We start from the raw sequence: 17,398 nt of genomic DNA on the forward strand, positions 1-17,398 counted from the left end.
CGGGGAGGCCGTGGCGAGTAGTTGGAGGAGTTCGGTGGCGAAGGTGCGGAAGCGGGCGCGGCCGTTCGGGATCGGCGAGGATCCCCGGGCCGCTCCCGGGGCACGGACCGACTGCGAGCCGGCGCGACCGCTGACGCTGCGCCGGGCCTGGCAGAACGGGCTCTGGATGTATCTGCTGGGCCTGGTCTTCCTGGCCCTGCCGCTGGCCAGCCAGGTGCAGCAGGGCGGGCCGGAGCTGTTCTGGATGAGCCTGCTGATCGGCACCGTGGCGATCCTCTACCTGGTGGCGCCGTGGGTCTGCGACGCCCCGATCTGGGGTCGGGTGATCTACCTCGTCGTGTTCACCATCGTGCTGCTGTCGATGATCCCGTTCATCGAGTACCAGCTCGTCTACTTCGGCGTCTATCTGGCGATCCTGCTGGCCACCCAGCTGCCGTGGCGGATCTCCCGGGTCGCGATCCCGGTCCTGGTGCTGCTGATCCTCGGCACCGCCGCCACCTTCCGGGACTGGGTGTCGGTGATCATCGCGGCGATGTCGCTGGTGATCGGGCTGTCGATCGCGATGGGGATCGAGAACTCGCGGATCGACCGCCGGCTCCGGGTGGCCGAGAAGCGGGTCGCCGGCCTCGCAGTGGTCGCCGAGCGGGAACGGATCAGCCGCGACCTGCACGACATTCTGGGCCACTCGCTGACCGCGATCTCGATCAAGGCCGGGCTGGCCCGACGGCTGCTGGCCGCCGACCCGGCGGCTGCCGGGCCGCAGATCGCAGAGGTGGAGCAGCTGGCCCGGCAGGTGCTGTCCGACCTGCGCAGCACCGTCTCCGGCATCCGTGAGGTACGGCTGGCGACCGAGCTGGCCAGCTCCCGGTCTGTGCTCAGCGCCGCCGGGATCCGGCCCGAGCTGCCGATCGCCGTACCGTTGCTGCCGGATCCGATCAGTGAACTCTTCGGGTATGTCGTCCGCGAGGCCGTCACCAACGTGGTCCGGCACAGCGAGGCGACCCGCTGCACGATCGTGCTCCAGTCCGACCGGGTCCAGGTGATCGACGACGGCATCGGCCATTCCAGCGGGAAGTACGGCTCCGGTCTGACCGGCCTGGCCGAGCGACTCAAGGACGCCGACGGGACGCTGGACCTGCTGCCCGCACCGGGCGGCGGGACAATGCTGGTCGCCGACCTGCGCTCGCCCGAGTTCCGCGAGTTCGAACGGAACCGCCAGTCCAACGGGCGGGGGCACCTCGAGGTCGGTTCATGATCACCGTGCTGGTCGCCGACGACCAGGCGCTGATCCGGCAGGCCTTCACCGCCCTGCTCGGCCTGGAGTCGGATCTCGAGGTGATCGGCCAGGCGGCCGACAGCGCCGAGGTGTTGCTGGCCGTGCAGCGGCGGCCCCCGGACGTGATCCTGATGGACGTGCAGATGCCCGGACCGGACGGGTTGGGCGAGGACGGCATCGCCGCGACGGCCAAGATCACCGCCGACTTCCCCGACACGAAGGTGATCATCCTGACCACGTTCGGCCGGCCCGGCTATCTGCGCCGGGCCATGGAGGCCGGCGCGGTCGGCTTCATGATCAAGGACGCGCCGGCCGAGCAGCTGGTGGACGGGATCCGCCGGGTGATGCGCGGGCTCCGGGTGGTCGATCCGACCCTGGCCGTGGACAGCCTGCGGCTCGGGGCGTCGCCGTTGACCGAACGCGAGGCCGAGGTGCTGGCCGCCGCGGCCGAGGGCGGCTCGACGACCGCGATCGCGAAATCCGTTCATCTGTCCGAGGGAACGGTTCGCAATCACCTGTCCGCGGCGATCGGCAAGCTCGGCGCCGGGAACCGCGCCGAGGCGGTCCGGATCGCCACCGACTCCGGGTGGCTGGACTGAAAGCCTGCCGCTAAGGTACCTCGGGGCGAGCGAACCGCACGCTCTCGTTTCTCGGTTTTCGCTTCATCCTTCTGATGGGGGTTTGACGTGTTCAATCGCAGGCGGGTGGCGACGAAGGCTGCCGCACTCATCGTCTCGGCCCTGATGCTCTCGGCCCTGGCGGCCTGCGGCACCACGGTTCGGGTGAACGGCGCGGAGGTGGACAACAAGGTCCCGTTCCTGACCGTGATCGAATCCGCTTGGCGGGACGGCTCGGCCACCGACCAGCATTCCCAGCAGGCGTCGGAGACGCACTGCTGGCTGCTCCGCGAACCGGACACCGGGACGCTGCAGCCGCGGGCCCTGTGCGGCCCGATCCGGCACCTGCGGGATCAGGGCAAGCCGGGCGTCTTCGACGAGGTCGGCTTCCAGCCGCAGGCGGTCGGCAACAAGGAGGTGACCGTCGATCCCGGCTCCATCGGGATGATGGCGACCGGGGTCGAGGTGCCGGAGGGCGTCGAGCTCTACCGGCCCGACGGCAAGAAGCCGATCGCGGCCGATCAGGTGCCGGAACCGCAGGCGCCCAAGGCGGAGCCGGGGATCGTCGCGCTCGGCGACCCCGCCCAGATCGTGAACGCCGGCTCGCCCAAGCAGGGCGTGATCATCGCGCCGGCGAACCAGCTGGAGGTGACCCGGTTCGGGCCGGTCGACCGGCTGCCCGCCGAGGGCGAGGTTCCGTTCTACGTACCGGCCGAGGGCGAGGAGTTCCTGGCCGTCACGGCGACCATCGAACCGCGCGACCACAGCTCGCTGACCAAGGGCACCGAGGCCGCCTTCTCGATCCGGGCCGAGGGCAAGACGACCGACCTGAAGGACTTCTTCGAGCTCGACGGCGGCTACGGCACCGAGAAGGCCGACACGAAGACGATCATCGTCTCGGTCCCGAAGGGCAAGGACGCCGAGCTCGTGGTCGGGGTGTCCGGCGTCGACCAGACGATCTCGATGCGGACCGGTGAACGTACGTCGAAGACGGCCCCCGCCTACTACCTGCCCAAGACCGAGTTCGGGGTGAACAAGCAGTTCGCCACCCAGACGACGAAGAACGGGTCCTTCGCCTACCAGCACGGGGTGACCTTCACGAAGGCCGTGCTGACCTCGTTCGACAACGACAACGGCTGGGCGCCCGAGGGGCAGATCTGGCTCGAACTGCACTGGGACAACGCGACCTCGCAGAAGGCGGGCGACCACACGACGGCCTTCGAGGACCCGACGTTCGACGTGGACAAGTCGATCCAGGTGACGGCGGACGGCAAGGCGGGCAAGGTGCTCGAAGGACTGCCCGTGTATTCCAACTACAGCGACGCCCCGCACGTCCTGGTCCAGATCCCGGAGGGTACGAAGTCGATCAAGGTCTCGTACGCGCCGCAGGGCACGTTCGCGACCGATGACTACGGATCGTCCGTCGAGACCATCCAGCCCAAGAGCGGCTCGTTCGGGTTCACCAAGCCGCTGGTCTTCGACCTCACGCTCTCCTGAGGTGGCCTGAATGGGGCGGGTGATCGTTTTCGGTTCGTTGAGCCAGGATCTGCACCTGGCGATGGAACGTCACCCGGGTCCGGGTGAGACCGTGATGTCGGGCGACATCGAGTACCGGTTCGGCGGCAAGGGGGCGAACCAGGCCGTGGCTGCGGCCCTGGCCGGGGCGCCGTCGCTGTTCATCGGACGGGTCGGCGAGGATCCGCACGGCCGGGAGTACGTCGAGCGGCTGGGCCGGTACGGCGTCGACACCGGCCGGCTGGCGATCGACCCGACCGCGCCGACCGGGACCGCGATCATCTATCTGAACAGCGAGGGCGAGAACATGATCGTCGTCGCCCCGGGCGCCAACGCCCGGGTCAGCCACGATGATCTTGCCCTGCTCGACGACTGTGGCCCGGGCGACGTGTTGATGGTGCAGCTCGAACTCGACCTCGAGGTGGTGGCCGCCGCCGTGCGCAAGGCGGCCGATCAGGGTGCCCGAGTGATCATCAACACCGCGCCCTACGCGGCGTTGCCGGCCGACGTGCTGGACCTGGCCGACCCGGTGATCGCCAACGAACACGAGGCGAAGCTGCTGGCCGAGGCGGGCGCCCGGCCGCGGTCGCTGTTGATCACGCTGGGCACCGACGGGTCCCGCTGGGGCGAGCTGACCGCGCCGGCCGACCGGGTCCAGGTGGTCGACACGACCGGCGCCGGCGACGCGTACTGCGGCACGCTGGCCGCCCGACTCTGCCTCGGCGATGATCCGGCGACCGCGATGCGCGCAGCGAGCGCCGCGGCCAGCCGCAACGTCACCCATCCGGGCGCCCAGCCGCCGCTGCCGGAGGCTTGATCAACTCCGATTGCGGGTGATCAACTCCTCGCCGATCGCGACCAGCTCGCGGCGGACCGGCTCCGGTCCGAGCACGTCGACCGAGGCACCGAAGCCGGCCAGTTGCTCGGCGACGGACCGTACCGTGTGGGCGGCCACGACCAGCCTGGTCCGTCCCTCGGCCTCCGCTTCCGTACGGCAGTGCTGGCCGAAGATCCGCTGCAGCACCGGCACCAGGCGGTCCTCGACCTCGATCGTGGCGGCGACCAGGGACCGGCGCCGCTCGAGCTCCTCGGACAACTCCTGCCAGGCGGCGGCGAGGTCGAAGTCGACCGGCCGGTCGGCGGGCTCGTCGGTCGGGCGTACGTCGACCATCCGGTCCACCCGGTAGGTCCGGCGACCGCGTTCGGTCCCGGCGATCAGGTACCAGAGATCGCCCTTGGCGACCACGCCCCACGGACCGACGACCCGCTCCCGGCCCTGATAGCCGAAACGCACCTTGCGGCGCCGGACCACTGCCCGCTGCAGCACCGCGACCGGCTCCGGCCGATCCCGCCGCCGCTCGCCCCAGCCCGCCGGGTCGACCGCGACCGCCTCGGCCGCCTGCTCCGCCTCGGCCCGGAACGTCGCCGGCAACGCCCGGGTCAGCTTGCGCAGCGCGGTCCGGATCTCCGGCGTCAGCGACGCCGCCGGCCCGAGCAGCAGGAACAACGCCTGCGCCTCGGTCTCGGTCAACCCACTGAGATCGGTCCGCGCCCCACCCACCAGCGACCAGCCGCCGCCGCGCCCCGGCTGCGGATAGACCGGCACCCCGGCCGTCGACAGCGCCTCCAGATCACGCCGGGCCGTGGCCACCGAGACCTCGAGCTCGGCCGCAACCTCCGCCGCCGTCACCCGCCCGCGGGACTGCATCAGCAACAGTGTCGCGACCAGCCGATCAGCACGCATGCCCCCAGCATCGCCGACAAAGTGCTCACCCGCTGCCCCCTTCTTCATTCCGCCGACCGGTCACAAAAGCAGCGGTTTCGGCGGCGTGTCGCTGCGGAAGTGACCGGTCGGCGGGAAGGGGGAACGGGGGTGAGCACTTTCCTTGGGTCCGCGGCATCTGCGGTGCGAGGTCCCGGGTCCCAGGACTGAATCGATATCGCGGGTCCGAAGCTCACACTGGGCGCTCGCTGCCGAGCTGAGGCGCTCGTCGGGTGCGGGACGCGAGGCGTGGGGAGGACGCGGGTCGGGGCGGGGACCGGAACGCCAGTGATCGGGTGCCGGTCGGCAGGGTGGGGTCGGGGCGCGGCACACGGGGTGGTGTGCGGGAGGTGCCGAAGGCCGGGTGGACACGGACACGGCTCGGTCGCGAGGGGGTGCGGGCTGGCGGGGAGCAGGCATCTGTGTGGAACATTGAGCGCACCAGACGCGGCCGAATGTTCCACGTTCCCGTTGGCCGCGCTGAGCGGGGACGGGCCTTCGGTCCCTACCGCGACCGGTCACCCGCAGTGACGCGGCAAGGAACGGCCGCGGTTGGGACCTTCGGCTCGTCGGTGCGGGTTACTGGTAGAGGACCTTGGCGATCTTGGGGTCGTCCAGGTTGGTCTTGTCGTACCAGTACGAGCCGGTGTCGATCACCTTCTCCGGCGTCTGGCCCTCGATCGCCTTCACCGCCGACTCGACGGTGGTCCGGCCGATGCCGATCGGGTCCTGGGTGATCGCGCCGGCCATCACGCCGCTCTTGATCGCGTCGATCTGCGCCTTGCCGGAATCGAAGCCGACGATGGTGAGCTTGCCCGGCTCCAGGTTGAGCTCACCGACGGCGTTGACGATGCCGATCGCCGAGCCCTCGTTGGTGCCGTACAGACCCTTCAGATCGGGGTGCGCCGCGATCATGGACTTCGCGATGTCGGACGACTTCAGATGATCACCGTCGCCGTACTGGGTGTCGACGATCTCGATCTTGGGGTACTTCTCCTTCATCCGATTGATGAAGCCGTCCCGCCGCTCGACGGCGGTCGAGTTGACCTGGCTGTGCGCGACGACGGCGATCTTGCCGGCCTCGCCGATCAGGCCGGCCATGTGGTCGGCGGCCAGCGCTCCGGCGGCCTCGCTGTCGGTCTTGGAGATGTTCAGCGGGACGTCCGAATCGCAGCCGGCGTCGAACTCGACGACCGGGATGTTCGCCTGCTTGGCCTGGTCCATCAGCGGGATGCAGGCCTTCGGGTCCAAGGCCGCGAAGCCGATCGCGCCCGGCTTCCGGTCGATCGCCGCCTGGAACATCTGCAGTTGCGCGTCCACCTCGGTCTCGGCGGCCGGGCCCTCGAAGGTCAACTGGTAGCCGAGTTCGTCCGCCTTCTCCTGTGCGCCCTGCTTCACCGCCTGCCAGAACTGATGCTGGAAGCCCTTGGAGATCAGGGCGATCGACTTCTTGTCACCGCCGCCCGCACCGGGATCGCTGCCCTCGGTCACGGTCGAACCGCTGGTGCAACCCGCCACCGACGCCAGCAGTACGGCCAGCCCCGCCACGATGGTTCGTCGCAGATTCATCGCCAACTCCTTTGTTTGGTACGTTCTCTCGTCAACCCGTGCTGCTGCGCCGCTGCCGCAGCGAGTCGGTGAACACGGCGACCAGGATCACCAGCCCGACCACGACGTTCTGCCATTCCGGCTGGATGGCGAGGATCCGCAGTCCGTTGATCAGCACCGACATGATCAGCGCTCCGATCAGCGTACCGACAATCGATCCGCGGCCGCCGAGCAGCGAGGTGCCGCCGATGATCACGGCGGCGATCGCCTGCAGCTCGTACCCGACGCCGAGCTGCGGCTGGGCCGAGTTGAGCCGGGCCGCGATCACCACGCCGGCGACGCCGGTGAACAGCCCGGCCAGGCTGTAGATCATGATCTTCCAGGCCCGGGTGTTGATGCCCGACAGCCGGGTCGCCTCCTCGTTGCTCCCGATCGCGTACGTGTAGCGGCCGAGGATCGTCTGGCTCAGGATCACCCAGGCCAGCGCGGCCATCGCGAACAGGATGACCACCGCCATCGGCAGGGCGACGCCCGGGATGGCCACCGCCAGCGCGATCTCGCGGAAGCCCGGGACGCCGCTGAAGTAGATCGGCCGGACGCCCGAGACGACCAGGGCCAGGCCCTGCGCCACCAGCATCATGGCCAGCGTCGCGATGAACGGCGGCAACCGCAGCAGGGTGATGTTGACGCCGTTGAGGAAGCCCATCAGGGCGCCGGTCAGGATGCCGCCGATCACGCCGAGCGGCAGCGGCAGCCCGGCGTTGACGATCAGGATCCCGGTCACCACGGAGCAGAGCGTCATCCCGGTGCCGATGGACAGGTCGATCCCGCCGGTGATGATCACGAACGTGGTGCCGAGGGCGAGGATCCCGATCACGGCGGTGGAGAGCAGGATGCCGACGATGTTGCTGACCGTGAAGAAGTTGCCGCTGGCGATCGAGAAGAAGATCACCAGCACGATCAGCGAGCCGAACGCCAGCAGTTGCTGCAGGCCGCGCCGGAGCAGTCCGGGGGAGGAGGCTCGCCGGCCCTGTTCCAGGGCGGCGGTGTCGGCGTCCAACGGGGTGCTCACCGGTAGTCCTCCTTCTGCTGCGCGGGTTCGGTGGGTTCGGCCGGTCCGGGCTCGACGGCCTCGATGGTCGCCGGCCCGTGGAACTTGGTGGCCAGCTCCATGATCGACTCCGAGTCGGCCTCGGCGTTGTCCAGGACGCCGGTGATCCGGCCGGCGGCCATCACGGCGATCCGGTGCGACAGCCGCAGCACCTCGGGCAGTTCGGAGGAGATCACGATGATCGACTTGCCCTGCTCGGCGAGCTCGTTGAGCAGCCGGTAGATCTCCTCCTTGGCGCCGACGTCGATGCCCCGGGTCGGTTCGTCGAAGATCAGCACGTCGCAGTCGCGGGCCAGCCACTTGGCGATCACGATCTTCTGCTGGTTGCCGCCGGACAGGTTGAGTGCCGCCGTGTCGATCGACGGCGTCTTGATCCGGAGCAGGTCGACGTAACGGCGCGAGGTGCGCCGGCCCCGGCCGGCGGCGACGAAGCCGAGCGCGTTGGTGTAGTCCCGCAGCGAGGCGAGCAGCACGTTGGAGTTCACCGTCCGCTCCAGCAGCAGCCCGTAGCGCTTGCGGTCCTCGGACAGGTAGCCGATGCCGTGCCGGACCGCGTCGGCCGGGTGATTGATCCGGACCGGGCGGCCGCCGACCAGGATCCGGCCGCCGCTGTGCCGGTCGGCGCCGATGATCGCCCGCGCGGTCTCGGTCCGACCCGCCCCGACCAGGCCGGCGAAGCCGAGGATCTCGCCGCGACGGACCGCGAAGGACACGTCGCGGAGCAGCCGCGGCGTCGACAGCCCGATCACCTCCAGGCCGTACTCCTCGGTCGCCGGCGCCGATTCCGGCCGGGTGTTGGCCGTGATGGTCCGGCCGACCATCTCGGAGATGATCATGGTGTCGTCGACCTCGTCCATCCGGTGGTCGGCGACGTGCCGGCCGTCCCGGAGGATGGTGACCCGGCCGGCGATCCGGCGCAGTTCCTCCATCCGGTGCGAGATGTAGATGATCCCGACGCCGCTGTCGGCCAGGGTCCGGATCAGGCCGAACAGGACGTCGGTCTCCGCGTCCGACAGGGCCGACGTCGGCTCGTCCATGATCAGCACCCGGGTGGCCGGGAACGACATCGCCTTGGCGATCTCCACCATCTGCTGCTGGGCGACCGTGAGCGACCCGACCGGCGCCCGCGGATCCAGCACGATCCCGGTCCGGTGCAACAGCCGGGCGGTCTCGGCGATCAGCTTTCGCTCGCTGGTGAAGACGCCGCCGGCCCGCGGCTCCCGGCCGATGTAGATGTTCTGCGCCACCGTGAGATGCGGCATCAGGTTCATCTCCTGATGGATGATGCTGATCCCCAGGTGCTGCGCGGCCCGTGGGCTGTTGATCATGACCGGCCTGCCGTCGAGCATGATCGCCCCGGCGTCGGCGGTGTAGCCGCCGGACAGGATCTTCATCAGGGTGGACTTGCCGGCACCGTTCTCGCCGACCAGCGCCAGCACCTCGCCGGCGTCGAGCTGGAACGACACGTCGGCCAGCGCCTGCACACCGGGGAAACTCTTCGAGATCGACGTGACCTCGAGCAGTCGACTCACGGAATCACTCCCACCTGCGTCCCCGGGGCGGCCTGACGTATGTCAACGTATCAACGAACGTCGGAATCTCGTAGAGGAGTGGACATGCTGAAGAACCTCGATCCGTTGCTGACCGGACGGTTGCTCAAGCACCTGGACCAGCTGGGGCATGGCGACGTGTTCGGCCTGGTGGACCGTAACTTCCCGGCCTACCGGTACGACCGCCCGGTGATCGATCTGCGCGCCGCGACCACCGAGACCGCCGCCGCCGCGCTGCTCAGCGTGTTCCCGCTGGACTCCTACGTCGATCACCCGGTCCGCCGGATGGAGATCGATGATCAACCGGACGTGATCAACGAGGCCGCGGCCGCACTGCAGCAGGCCGCCGACGCCGCCGAGGGGGCCGCCGTCTCGATCCAGTCGGTGGAGCGGTTCGAGTTCTACCGCCAGGCGGCCGAGGCCCGCTTCTTCGTCCAGACCGGCGAGACGATCCCGTACGCCTGCTACCTGCTCAAGAAGGGCGTCGTCTAAAGGGGTACTGGCGTTACCCGGAACGCCAGGGACTTCCCGGCTCGGGGCGCACGATCTTGACTGGTGCCACGGATTTCGACGAAGGGATCACCACCCATGTCCACCTGGCTCATCACCGGCTGCTCCACCGGCCTCGGCCGCGCCCTCGCCGAGGCGACGCTCGCCGCCGGGCACAACGTCGTGGTCACGGCGCGGGACCCGGCAGCGGTCGCCGACCTGGCCGACGCCCATCCCGACACCGCGCTCGCGGTTGCCCTCGACGTGACCGATCCCGTCCAGCGGGCGGAGGCCGTGCGGCAGGCCGAGGAACGGTTCGGCGGCGTCGACGTCCTGGTCAACAACGCCGGCTACGGCCTTCGGGCCGCGGTCGAGGAGGCGGCCGAGGACGACGTCGAGCGGCTGTTCGCCACCCACGTGTACGGTCCGGTCGCGTTGATCAAGGCCGTCCTGCCCGGGATGCGGGCCCGCCGCAGCGGTGCGGTCGTCAACGTGTCCTCGATCGGCGCCCGGATCTCCCCGGTCGGCTCCGGCTACTACTCGGCCGCCAAGTCCGCTCTGGAAGGGATCACCCGGTCGCTGCGCGGCGAGGTGGCCCCGCTCGGGATCACCGCGATGGTGGTCGAGCCGGGCGGCTTCCGGACCGACTTCGCGGGCCGGTCCTTGACCCAGTCCGCCGAACCGATCGGCGACTACGCCGACACGGCCGGCCGGCGGCGGAAGGAGCACGACACCGTGCACGGGACGCAGCCCGGCGACCCGGCGAAGGCCGCGCGGGCGATCATGGAAGCGGTCGGTGCGCCCGAACCGCCCGCCCTGCTGCTGCTCGGCACCGACGCACTGACCGCGATCCGCGGTGTGCTGCGGGCGGAGCTGGCCGAGATCGACCGCTGGCAGGACCTGAGTGCCGGCACCGACTACTGAGCCCGCGCCGGCCGGCTCGGTCGGCCGGTCGTTGATCATGGTGCTCGGGCTGCTCACCGTGTTCGGCCCGATCTCGATGGACCTCTACCTGCCGGTGCTGCCGGCGCTCGGCGTCGAACTCGGCGCCTCGACCTCGTTGACCCAGGTGACGATCACCGCCTGCCTGGCCGGGCTGGCCTCCGGCCAGTTGCTGGTCGGCCCGCTGTCGGACCGGTTCGGCCGGCGCCGCCCGCTGCTGATCGGCGTCGGCGTGTACATCCTCGCCTCGCTGCTCTGCGCGGTCAGCCCGAACGTCGAACTGTTGATCTTGGCCCGGCTGCTGCAGGGCCTGGCCGGTTCGACCGGGATGGTGATCGCGCAGGCGTCCGGGCGTGATCATTTCGAGGGCCCGCGGCTGGTCCGCTACTACGGCAACCTGGCCGTGCTGACCGGCGTCGCCGCGATCATCGGCCCGCTGCTCGGCGGCTTCCTGGCCGTGATCACCGACTGGCGTGGCATCTTCACCGTGCTGGCCGGCCTCGGCGGCGCGATCTGGCTCGCCGCCATGATCAATTTCACCGAGTCGCTGCCGACGGAGCGACGGACCGCGGGCGGGGCGGACCTGCGGGCCGGGCTGCGCCGGTTGATCACCGACCCCGGCTTCGTCGGACCGGCGCTGATCGTCGGACTGATCAGCGGCACCCTGTTCGCGTACCTCGGCGGCGCGACGTTCGTGCTGCAGGACGGCTACCGGCTGACCCCGCAGCAGTATTCGTACGTCTTCGCCGCCGGCTCCCTCGCACTGGTGATCGGGGGTTTCCTGTCCGGTCGGCTGAGCGCCCGGCACGGGCCGCGCACCCTGCTCCCGTACGGCCTCGTGCTGTCCGCGGCCGGTGGAGCCGGGATCCTGGGCACCGCCCTGCTCGGCCTGCCGCTGCCGGTCATGATCATCTCGATCGTGGCGCTGACCGGCGGTGCCGGGGTCACCAGTCCGCCGGCGACCGCCCTCGCCCTGGCCGGCCACCCGCGGATCGCCGGCACCGCGGCGTCGCTGCTCGGCCTGACCCGGTACGCGATCGGTGCCGTCGCTGCTCCGCTGGCCGGAGTGGCCGGCGGCACGTCCGCCGTACCGCTCGGCCTGATCGCCCTCGGCTGCACGACGTTGGCCGGACTGGCCGCCCTGCTGCTGCGCGGGCGGCCGTGAGCGGCTGACGCCTGTCGGTCCGCTCAAGCCGGCGGGCCGGCGGCCACCTCGCGCACCATGACGCAGTTGCCCAGGCCTTTCGGCCGGTCGTAGCTGAAACCCTCGCGCTCGTACATCGCTCGGGTGCCGTTGTAGAGGAACGACGAGTTCTTCTTCCGGACTCCGCGGGTGTCGTGCGGGTAGCCTTCGACGATGCCGCCGCCGGCCCGGGCGATCAGGTCCACCGCGCCGCGCAGGGCGAGCGCCGCCAGACCCCGGCCGCGCTGGCCCCGCTCGACCAGGATGCAGGTGATCCGGTAGTCGGGGAGTCGGGTGGCCGTGGCGAGATACTCCTTGCGGTGATGGATGCCGGGCAGCTCCTCGGGCGTGCCGTACTCGGCCCAGGCCACGGCCCGCTCGCCGTCGTAGACCAGCGCCGCGTGGGCGATCCCGTCGGCCACCAGCCGCTCCTTGCGTGTCCGGGCGTCCACACCGACGTCCTCCGCGCAGGCGGGATGGAACTTCGTGCACCAGCAGCCGGCGAACATGCCGCCGTTGCGTTCGACGAGGGCGGCGAAGTCGGCGAACGTCTCCGGAGTGAGCGCCTTGATCGTGAAGTCGGCCATGGCGGCACGGTAGAACCGATTCCGGACGTTCGGCGTCCGATTACGGATCAGGCCGGATCGATCGTGAGCAGGCCGCCGACCGGGACCTCGACGGACCAGGGGCCCGGCACCAGCCGAAGTCGATCTTGACTCAGCCGCCGGCCCTGGCAGTCCTGCACGGTGGCGACGACGTCGCGCTCGTCCGGGCTGATCAACGCCACCTGGGCGGAGGGATCGGCGTTGGCCAGCAGCAGCCGCTTCCCGGTGGGCAGCTGAACCGGCAGCGGGGCGTAGCGGCCGACGATCTCCAGCGTCGGGCCGGCGGCGGTGACCACGGGATAGACCAGGTCTGGGCGGGACGGCGCGAAGTGGCCGTGCTGCAGAACGTCGGCGTGTTCCGTGACGAAGCCCAGCCAGAACCGCATCACGGCCAGTTGGTCCGGGGTCTGCTCGGTGAGATCGACCGAGATCTGCGGTACGGCGAACAGGGTGTTGATCAACTGCACCGCGACCTGCTCCGGCCGCTCGGTGGGGTGCCACATCATCATGTCGGCATGGACCGCCAGCGGACCTGCGATCAGCCGAAGATCAACAGTGCGCTGCCGGTTGTGCGCCGCGCTGAGCGGGCAGTCGCCGGCCCTGATCATGGACGCGTGCCGCCACAGCCCCGGGCTCACGTACGGCTGCCGCAGTTCGACCATCGGCGCCTTGCCGGTCGCGTGCAGACGATCATGGAGCTCCGCCAGCAATCGGTCGACGCCCTCGGTGACGGTGGCACAGTCGGCCTCCGGTCCGGCCGGCGGCGGGTTCTCGACGGCGAACTGGTCGACGAAGTCGATCTTGAGACCGTCCATGCCCCACTCGGTCACGGCCCGGCTCAACCGGTCCGTGATCATGGTCCGGATCGTCGGATAGCGCGGATCGACGACGCCGGCGTCCATGGCGTCCCGCTCCGCCAGCAGGTACGGCTGCACGGTCGGCCACAGCGCGGTCTGCCGGCCGACGAACGGGATCGCGTACCAGAGCAGGTAGGTGAGCCCGGCCCGGTGCACGGCGTCGACGTGCCCGGCCAGGTCCGGGAACGCGGCCGCCGACGGCTCCCACTCGCCGACGAACCCGTACCCGCGGCCGCGGTCGGTGCTGTGCCAGCCGTCGTCGACGATGATCATCGTGCAGCCGAGATCGCCTGCCGGAGCCGCCTGCCGTTCGACGCTGGCCGCGGAGACGTGCTGGTGCATCGTGTACCAGGTCGAGTAGACCGGCGTCCGGGCCGCGACCGGAGCCTCCTCGGCCGGATACCGTTCCCGCCACCAGTCGGCGACGCCGGCCAGGGTGTCGGCGAAGTGCCGGCCGCTGCGGTCGAGCCGCAGCACCAGGCCGGACTCGGGCGTTGCGGTCTGCTCCACCCAGAACCCGAACTCGCCGGTCTCCTCGATCACCCCGGACCGGATCCGGACCGGCGCGACCGCCTCGGCGACCGCGGCCGTACAGAGGGAGCGGTCGCCGGTCCCGATCAGGGACGCGACCGGCGCGCCCTTCTCCAACGCCGAGGTCCGCGGACTGCGCCAGTACGGCGGCAGCCCACGGTCGCTGCTGTCCGGAGTCCAATAGGCGACGACGTCGGTGGCCGACTGTTGCCAGGCGGCCCGGATCACCGTGGTCCCGCGCGGCGTCAGCCGGACCTCGGCCACGCCCGGCCCGGCCGGGACGACCACGGCCTCGACCTCCGACCGACTGGTGACCTCGAGCTCGAGCGACCCACCGGGCCCGAGGTCCACCGCGACCTTCCGCTGTCGTTCCGGACCCTCGTCACCCGTCCCGTTCGCGGTCCCGTCGTGCGGTTGCCAAGGCTTGGTGCTGGTCATCGCCGTCCTCGCGTCGCCGAAAGAGTTGCCCAGGTTACGGAAAGACGCCGACGGCCCGGAAGACATAGGGTCGAGGGGAGAGATCACCGGCAGCTCCCACTCCGACCACGGTGAGGTGGATTTCCGTGAACGATCATGCCGCTCAGCACGAACCTGCGGATCTGGCCGGACTGGCCACCGAACTGCTGACCCAGGCCGGTTCGGCCACGGCCCGCCGGGCTTCCCGGACGTTGATCTCCGGCGCGGCCCAGCGGGCGACGCTGACCGCCCTGCTCAAGGACGCCGAACTGGGCGAGCACTTCGCGCCCCCGGCGGCGTCGTTGCAGGTGATCAGCGGGGAGGTGGAGTTGTCCGTCGGCGAGCGGCGCCAGCCGATCCGGGCCGGCGAACTTGTCGCCGTACCGCGGCAGCGACACGGCCTGCGGGCCCTGACCGACGCGGCGATCCTGCTCACCGTCGCGGTCGACTGAGGCCGCTCGCGGCGGTCGCGGGGCGCGGGCGCCGCCCGTCCGGTGCCGCGGGCCCGGTCGATTTGCCCTCGCTGGACGTCTCTGCCAAGATTGTCGGGTTGCTCCGACGGGGTCGCCGGGGTGCGTTGCGCTGCCAGGGGGAGCGTGAGCACCGAACCGTGAGACCTCAAGGCCCGATCCGATTGGGTCGGCGCGTCGACAATCCCGGCAAGGCTGAGCCTAGCCATGCTGTGCCGGGTGCGCGCGACACGCCCGACCTCGGGGGTCGGAGCACGGTGGCAGAACCCAAGCCGGTTAGTACGACAGTAAGGACGATGACGTGGCGGGACAGAAGATCCGCATCAGGCTCAAGGCCTATGACCACGAGGTGATCGACTCCTCGGCGCGCAAGATCGTCGACACGGTGACCCGTACGGGGGCCAAGGTTGCCGGCCCGGTGCCGCTGCCGACCGAGAAGAACGTGTTCTGCGTGATCCGTTCTCCGCACAAGTACAAGGACAGCCGGGAGCACTTCGAGATGCGCACCCACAAGCGGCTGATCGACATCATCGATCCCACCCCGAAGACGGTCGACTCGCTGATGCGGCTCGATCTCCCGGCCGGTGTCGACATCGAGATCAAGCTCTAAGGACTGCAACCGATGACCGCCAAGAATGCAGAACGCAAGGTGAAGGGCCTGCTGGGCACCAAGCTCGGCATGACCCAGCTCTGGGACGAGAACAACCGTGTCGTACCGGTGACCGTGATCCAGGCCGGGCCGTGCGTCGTGACCCAGGTCCGCACCGACGAGTCCGACGGCTACGCCGCCGTCCAGATGGGCTTCGGCGCCGTCAAGGCCAAGCAGGTCACCAAGCCGTCCGCCGGTCACTTCGACCGCGCCGGCGTGACCCCGCGCAAGCACCTGGTCGAGATCCGCACCACCGACGCCGGCGAGTACAGCCTCGGTCAGGAACTGACCGCCGAGGTGTTCGCCAGCGGCGAGGTGCTGGACGTGACCGGCGTCAGCAAGGGCAAGGGCACCGCGGGTGTCATGAAGCGGCACGGCTTCGGCGGCCTGCGGGCCAGCCACGGTGTGCACCGCAAGCACCGCGCGCCCGGCTCCATCGGTGGCTGCGCCACCCCCGGTCGCGTGTTCAAGGGCCTGCGGATGGCCGGCCGGATGGGTGCCGAGCGGGTTACCGTGCAGAACCTCACCGTCCATTCGATCGACACCGAACGCGGCCTGATCCTCATCGAGGGCGCGATCCCGGGCGCTAAGGGCGGCCTCGTCGTCCTGCGCACCGCCGCCAAGAAGGCCGGCAAGGAAGGTGGTGCGGCATGACCGCCGTTCAGAACGAGACCAGGACGATCGACGTGCTCGACGCGTCGGGCGCCAAGGCCGGTTCGGCCGAGCTGCCCGCGGAGCTGTTCGACGTCACCGCCAACATCCCGCTGATCCACCAGGTCGTCACCGCCCAGCTGGCGGCGGCCCGGCAGGGCACCCACTCGACCAAGGGTCGCGGCGAGGTGCGCGGCGGCGGTTCGAAGCCGTACCGGCAGAAGGGCACCGGCCGCGCCCGGCAGGGCTCGATCCGCGCCCCGCAGTACGCGGGTGGCGGCATCGTGCACGGCCCGCAGCCGCGCAGCTACGCGCAGCGGACCCCCAAGAAGATGATCGCCGCCGCACTGCGCGGGGCGCTCTCCGACCGGGCCCGCGGTGGCCGCGTCCACGTCGTCAGCGACCTGGTCTCCGGCGACACCCCGTCCACCAGGACGGCGGTCGCGGCGCTGGCCAAGATCACCCAGACCGACCGGGTGCTCGTGGTGCTGCACCGCGACGACGACCTGGCCTGGCTGAGCCTGCGCAACGTGCCGACCGTGCACGCGCTGGCCGTCGACCAGCTGAACGCGTACGACGTGCTGGTCAACGACTCCGTCGTCTTCACCTCGGCCGCGCTGGCCGCCTATGTCGGCCGCACCTCCGGTGCCGCCGAGGCCGCCGACAGCCAGCCGTACGGTGACGGGTCCTACGTCGGCGACAACCCGCCGGCCGGGTACGACATCAAGGGCAACGAGGACTCCAAGAAGTTCCACACGCCCGAGTCGTCGCACTACGAGCGCACGGTCGCCGAGGTGTGGTTCAACAGCGTCGAGGCCGCTGAGGCCGCAGGCTTCGCCCCGACCAAGGGCGACGCCGGAGCCAAGGAGAAGTCCGAATGAGCAACCCAGTGAAGTACCGCGATCATCGCGACGTGCTGCTCGCTCCGGTCGTGAGCGAGAAGAGCTACGGCCTGCTGGACGAGAACAAGTACACGTTCCAGGTCACCCCGGACGCCAACAAGACCGAGATCAAGATCGCGGTCGAGACGGTGTTCAAGGTGAACGTGATCGGCGTGAACACGATCAACCGCAAGGGCAAGCGTCGCCGCACCCGCAACGGCTGGGGCAAGCGCCCGGACACGAAGCGCGCGATCGTCACCGTCGCCGACGGTGAGAGCATCGACATCTTCTCCGGCGCGGTCTGA

The 17,398-nt window shown here is 70.1% G+C and carries 18 protein-coding genes; 12 read left to right on the forward strand and 6 right to left on the reverse strand.

The window, feature by feature from the left end; translation table 11 throughout:
- The first annotated feature begins 34 nt into the window (after window positions 1–34).
- The 4 genes from AC6CCG_RS14535 to AC6CCG_RS14550 all read left to right on the forward strand — a co-directional run bounded on the left by AC6CCG_RS14535 (window position 35) and on the right by AC6CCG_RS14550 (window position 4,225).
- A complete protein-coding gene (locus AC6CCG_RS14535) occupies window positions 35–1,255 on the forward strand; it encodes a sensor histidine kinase (RefSeq protein WP_496655261.1) in 1,221 nt (406 codons plus the stop codon).
- Window positions 1,252–1,875, forward strand: a complete 624-nt coding sequence (locus AC6CCG_RS14540; protein WP_496655262.1) for a response regulator — start codon at window positions 1,252–1,254, stop codon at window positions 1,873–1,875. The genes AC6CCG_RS14535 and AC6CCG_RS14540 overlap by 4 nt, the downstream gene beginning before the upstream one ends.
- A gap of 87 nt (window positions 1,876–1,962) precedes the next feature.
- Entirely contained in the window at window positions 1,963–3,390 is a 1,428-nt protein-coding gene (locus AC6CCG_RS14545) for a hypothetical protein (RefSeq protein ID WP_496655263.1), read from the forward strand.
- Window positions 3,391–3,400: 10 nt separating this feature from the next.
- A complete protein-coding gene (locus AC6CCG_RS14550; RefSeq protein ID WP_496655264.1) occupies window positions 3,401–4,225 on the forward strand; it encodes a PfkB family carbohydrate kinase in 825 nt (274 codons plus the stop codon).
- Here the strand turns inward: AC6CCG_RS14550 and AC6CCG_RS14555 are convergent, their stop codons facing one another.
- From AC6CCG_RS14555 to AC6CCG_RS14570, 4 genes are all read right to left on the reverse strand, one after another.
- Window positions 4,226–5,152 carry a helix-turn-helix transcriptional regulator gene (locus AC6CCG_RS14555; protein ID WP_496655265.1) on the reverse strand — a complete coding sequence of 309 codons (927 nt, stop codon included), beginning with the start codon at window positions 5,150–5,152 and terminating at the stop codon, window positions 4,226–4,228. It abuts the gene before it with no gap.
- A 597-nt stretch (window positions 5,153–5,749) separates the two neighbouring features.
- On the reverse strand, window positions 5,750–6,739 hold the full coding sequence (locus AC6CCG_RS14560; protein ID WP_496655266.1) for an ABC transporter substrate-binding protein: 990 nt from the start codon (window positions 6,737–6,739) through the stop codon (window positions 5,750–5,752).
- 31 nt (window positions 6,740–6,770) lie between these two features.
- Window positions 6,771–7,790 carry an ABC transporter permease gene (locus tag AC6CCG_RS14565; RefSeq protein WP_496655267.1) on the reverse strand — a complete coding sequence of 340 codons (1,020 nt, stop codon included), beginning with the start codon at window positions 7,788–7,790 and terminating at the stop codon, window positions 6,771–6,773.
- Window positions 7,787–9,361 (reverse strand): sugar ABC transporter ATP-binding protein, encoded by a 1,575-nt coding sequence (locus tag AC6CCG_RS14570; protein WP_496655268.1) that lies wholly within the window; start codon window positions 9,359–9,361, stop codon window positions 7,787–7,789. The genes AC6CCG_RS14565 and AC6CCG_RS14570 overlap by 4 nt, the downstream gene beginning before the upstream one ends.
- Before the next feature lie 84 nt (window positions 9,362–9,445).
- Here AC6CCG_RS14570 and AC6CCG_RS14575 point away from each other — a divergent pair, with 84 nt between their 5' ends.
- The 3 genes from AC6CCG_RS14575 to AC6CCG_RS14585 all read left to right on the forward strand — a co-directional run bounded on the left by AC6CCG_RS14575 (window position 9,446) and on the right by AC6CCG_RS14585 (window position 11,975).
- Complete coding sequence (locus tag AC6CCG_RS14575; RefSeq protein WP_496655269.1) at window positions 9,446–9,871, forward strand: RbsD/FucU family protein; 426 nt, start codon at window positions 9,446–9,448, stop codon at window positions 9,869–9,871.
- A 96-nt stretch (window positions 9,872–9,967) separates the two neighbouring features.
- Window positions 9,968–10,792 (forward strand): oxidoreductase, encoded by an 825-nt coding sequence (locus tag AC6CCG_RS14580; protein WP_496655270.1) that lies wholly within the window; start codon window positions 9,968–9,970, stop codon window positions 10,790–10,792.
- Window positions 10,773–11,975: a multidrug effflux MFS transporter gene (locus AC6CCG_RS14585; RefSeq protein ID WP_496655271.1), complete on the forward strand. Its 1,203-nt coding sequence runs from the start codon at window positions 10,773–10,775 to the stop codon at window positions 11,973–11,975. Before AC6CCG_RS14580 ends, AC6CCG_RS14585 begins: the two co-directional genes overlap by 20 nt.
- 23 nt (window positions 11,976–11,998) lie before the next feature.
- On the opposite strand, the gene AC6CCG_RS14590 is transcribed toward AC6CCG_RS14585, so the two are convergent.
- Window positions 11,999–12,580 (reverse strand): GNAT family N-acetyltransferase, encoded by a 582-nt coding sequence (locus AC6CCG_RS14590; protein WP_496655272.1) that lies wholly within the window; start codon window positions 12,578–12,580, stop codon window positions 11,999–12,001.
- Between the two features lie 47 nt (window positions 12,581–12,627).
- Window positions 12,628–14,424, reverse strand: coding sequence for a glycoside hydrolase family 36 protein (locus AC6CCG_RS14595; protein WP_496655273.1), 1,797 nt, complete (start codon window positions 14,422–14,424; stop codon window positions 12,628–12,630).
- 125 nt (window positions 14,425–14,549) lie between these two features.
- Between AC6CCG_RS14595 and AC6CCG_RS14600 the strand changes: the two genes are divergently transcribed.
- The 5 genes from AC6CCG_RS14600 to rplW all read left to right on the forward strand — a co-directional run bounded on the left by AC6CCG_RS14600 (window position 14,550) and on the right by rplW (window position 17,398).
- Window positions 14,550–14,894: a cupin domain-containing protein gene (locus AC6CCG_RS14600; RefSeq protein ID WP_496655274.1), complete on the forward strand. Its 345-nt coding sequence runs from the start codon at window positions 14,550–14,552 to the stop codon at window positions 14,892–14,894.
- A 319-nt stretch (window positions 14,895–15,213) separates the two neighbouring features.
- The gene (rpsJ, locus tag AC6CCG_RS14605; RefSeq protein ID WP_012923688.1) at window positions 15,214–15,522 is read left to right on the forward strand and encodes a 30S ribosomal protein S10; all 309 of its coding nucleotides are present in this window, start codon (window positions 15,214–15,216) and stop codon (window positions 15,520–15,522) included.
- Window positions 15,523–15,534: 12 nt separating this feature from the next.
- Window positions 15,535–16,215, forward strand: a complete 681-nt coding sequence (rplC, locus tag AC6CCG_RS14610) for a 50S ribosomal protein L3 (protein ID WP_496655275.1) — start codon at window positions 15,535–15,537, stop codon at window positions 16,213–16,215.
- Window positions 16,212–17,093, forward strand: a complete 882-nt coding sequence (rplD, locus tag AC6CCG_RS14615) for a 50S ribosomal protein L4, sunset domain variant (RefSeq protein ID WP_496655276.1) — start codon at window positions 16,212–16,214, stop codon at window positions 17,091–17,093. The genes rplC and rplD overlap by 4 nt, the downstream gene beginning before the upstream one ends.
- Complete coding sequence (gene rplW / locus AC6CCG_RS14620) at window positions 17,090–17,398, forward strand: 50S ribosomal protein L23 (protein ID WP_152361910.1); 309 nt, start codon at window positions 17,090–17,092, stop codon at window positions 17,396–17,398. The genes rplD and rplW overlap by 4 nt, the downstream gene beginning before the upstream one ends.

The sequence above is a fragment of the Microlunatus sp. YIM B11417 genome (assembly GCF_059617205.1).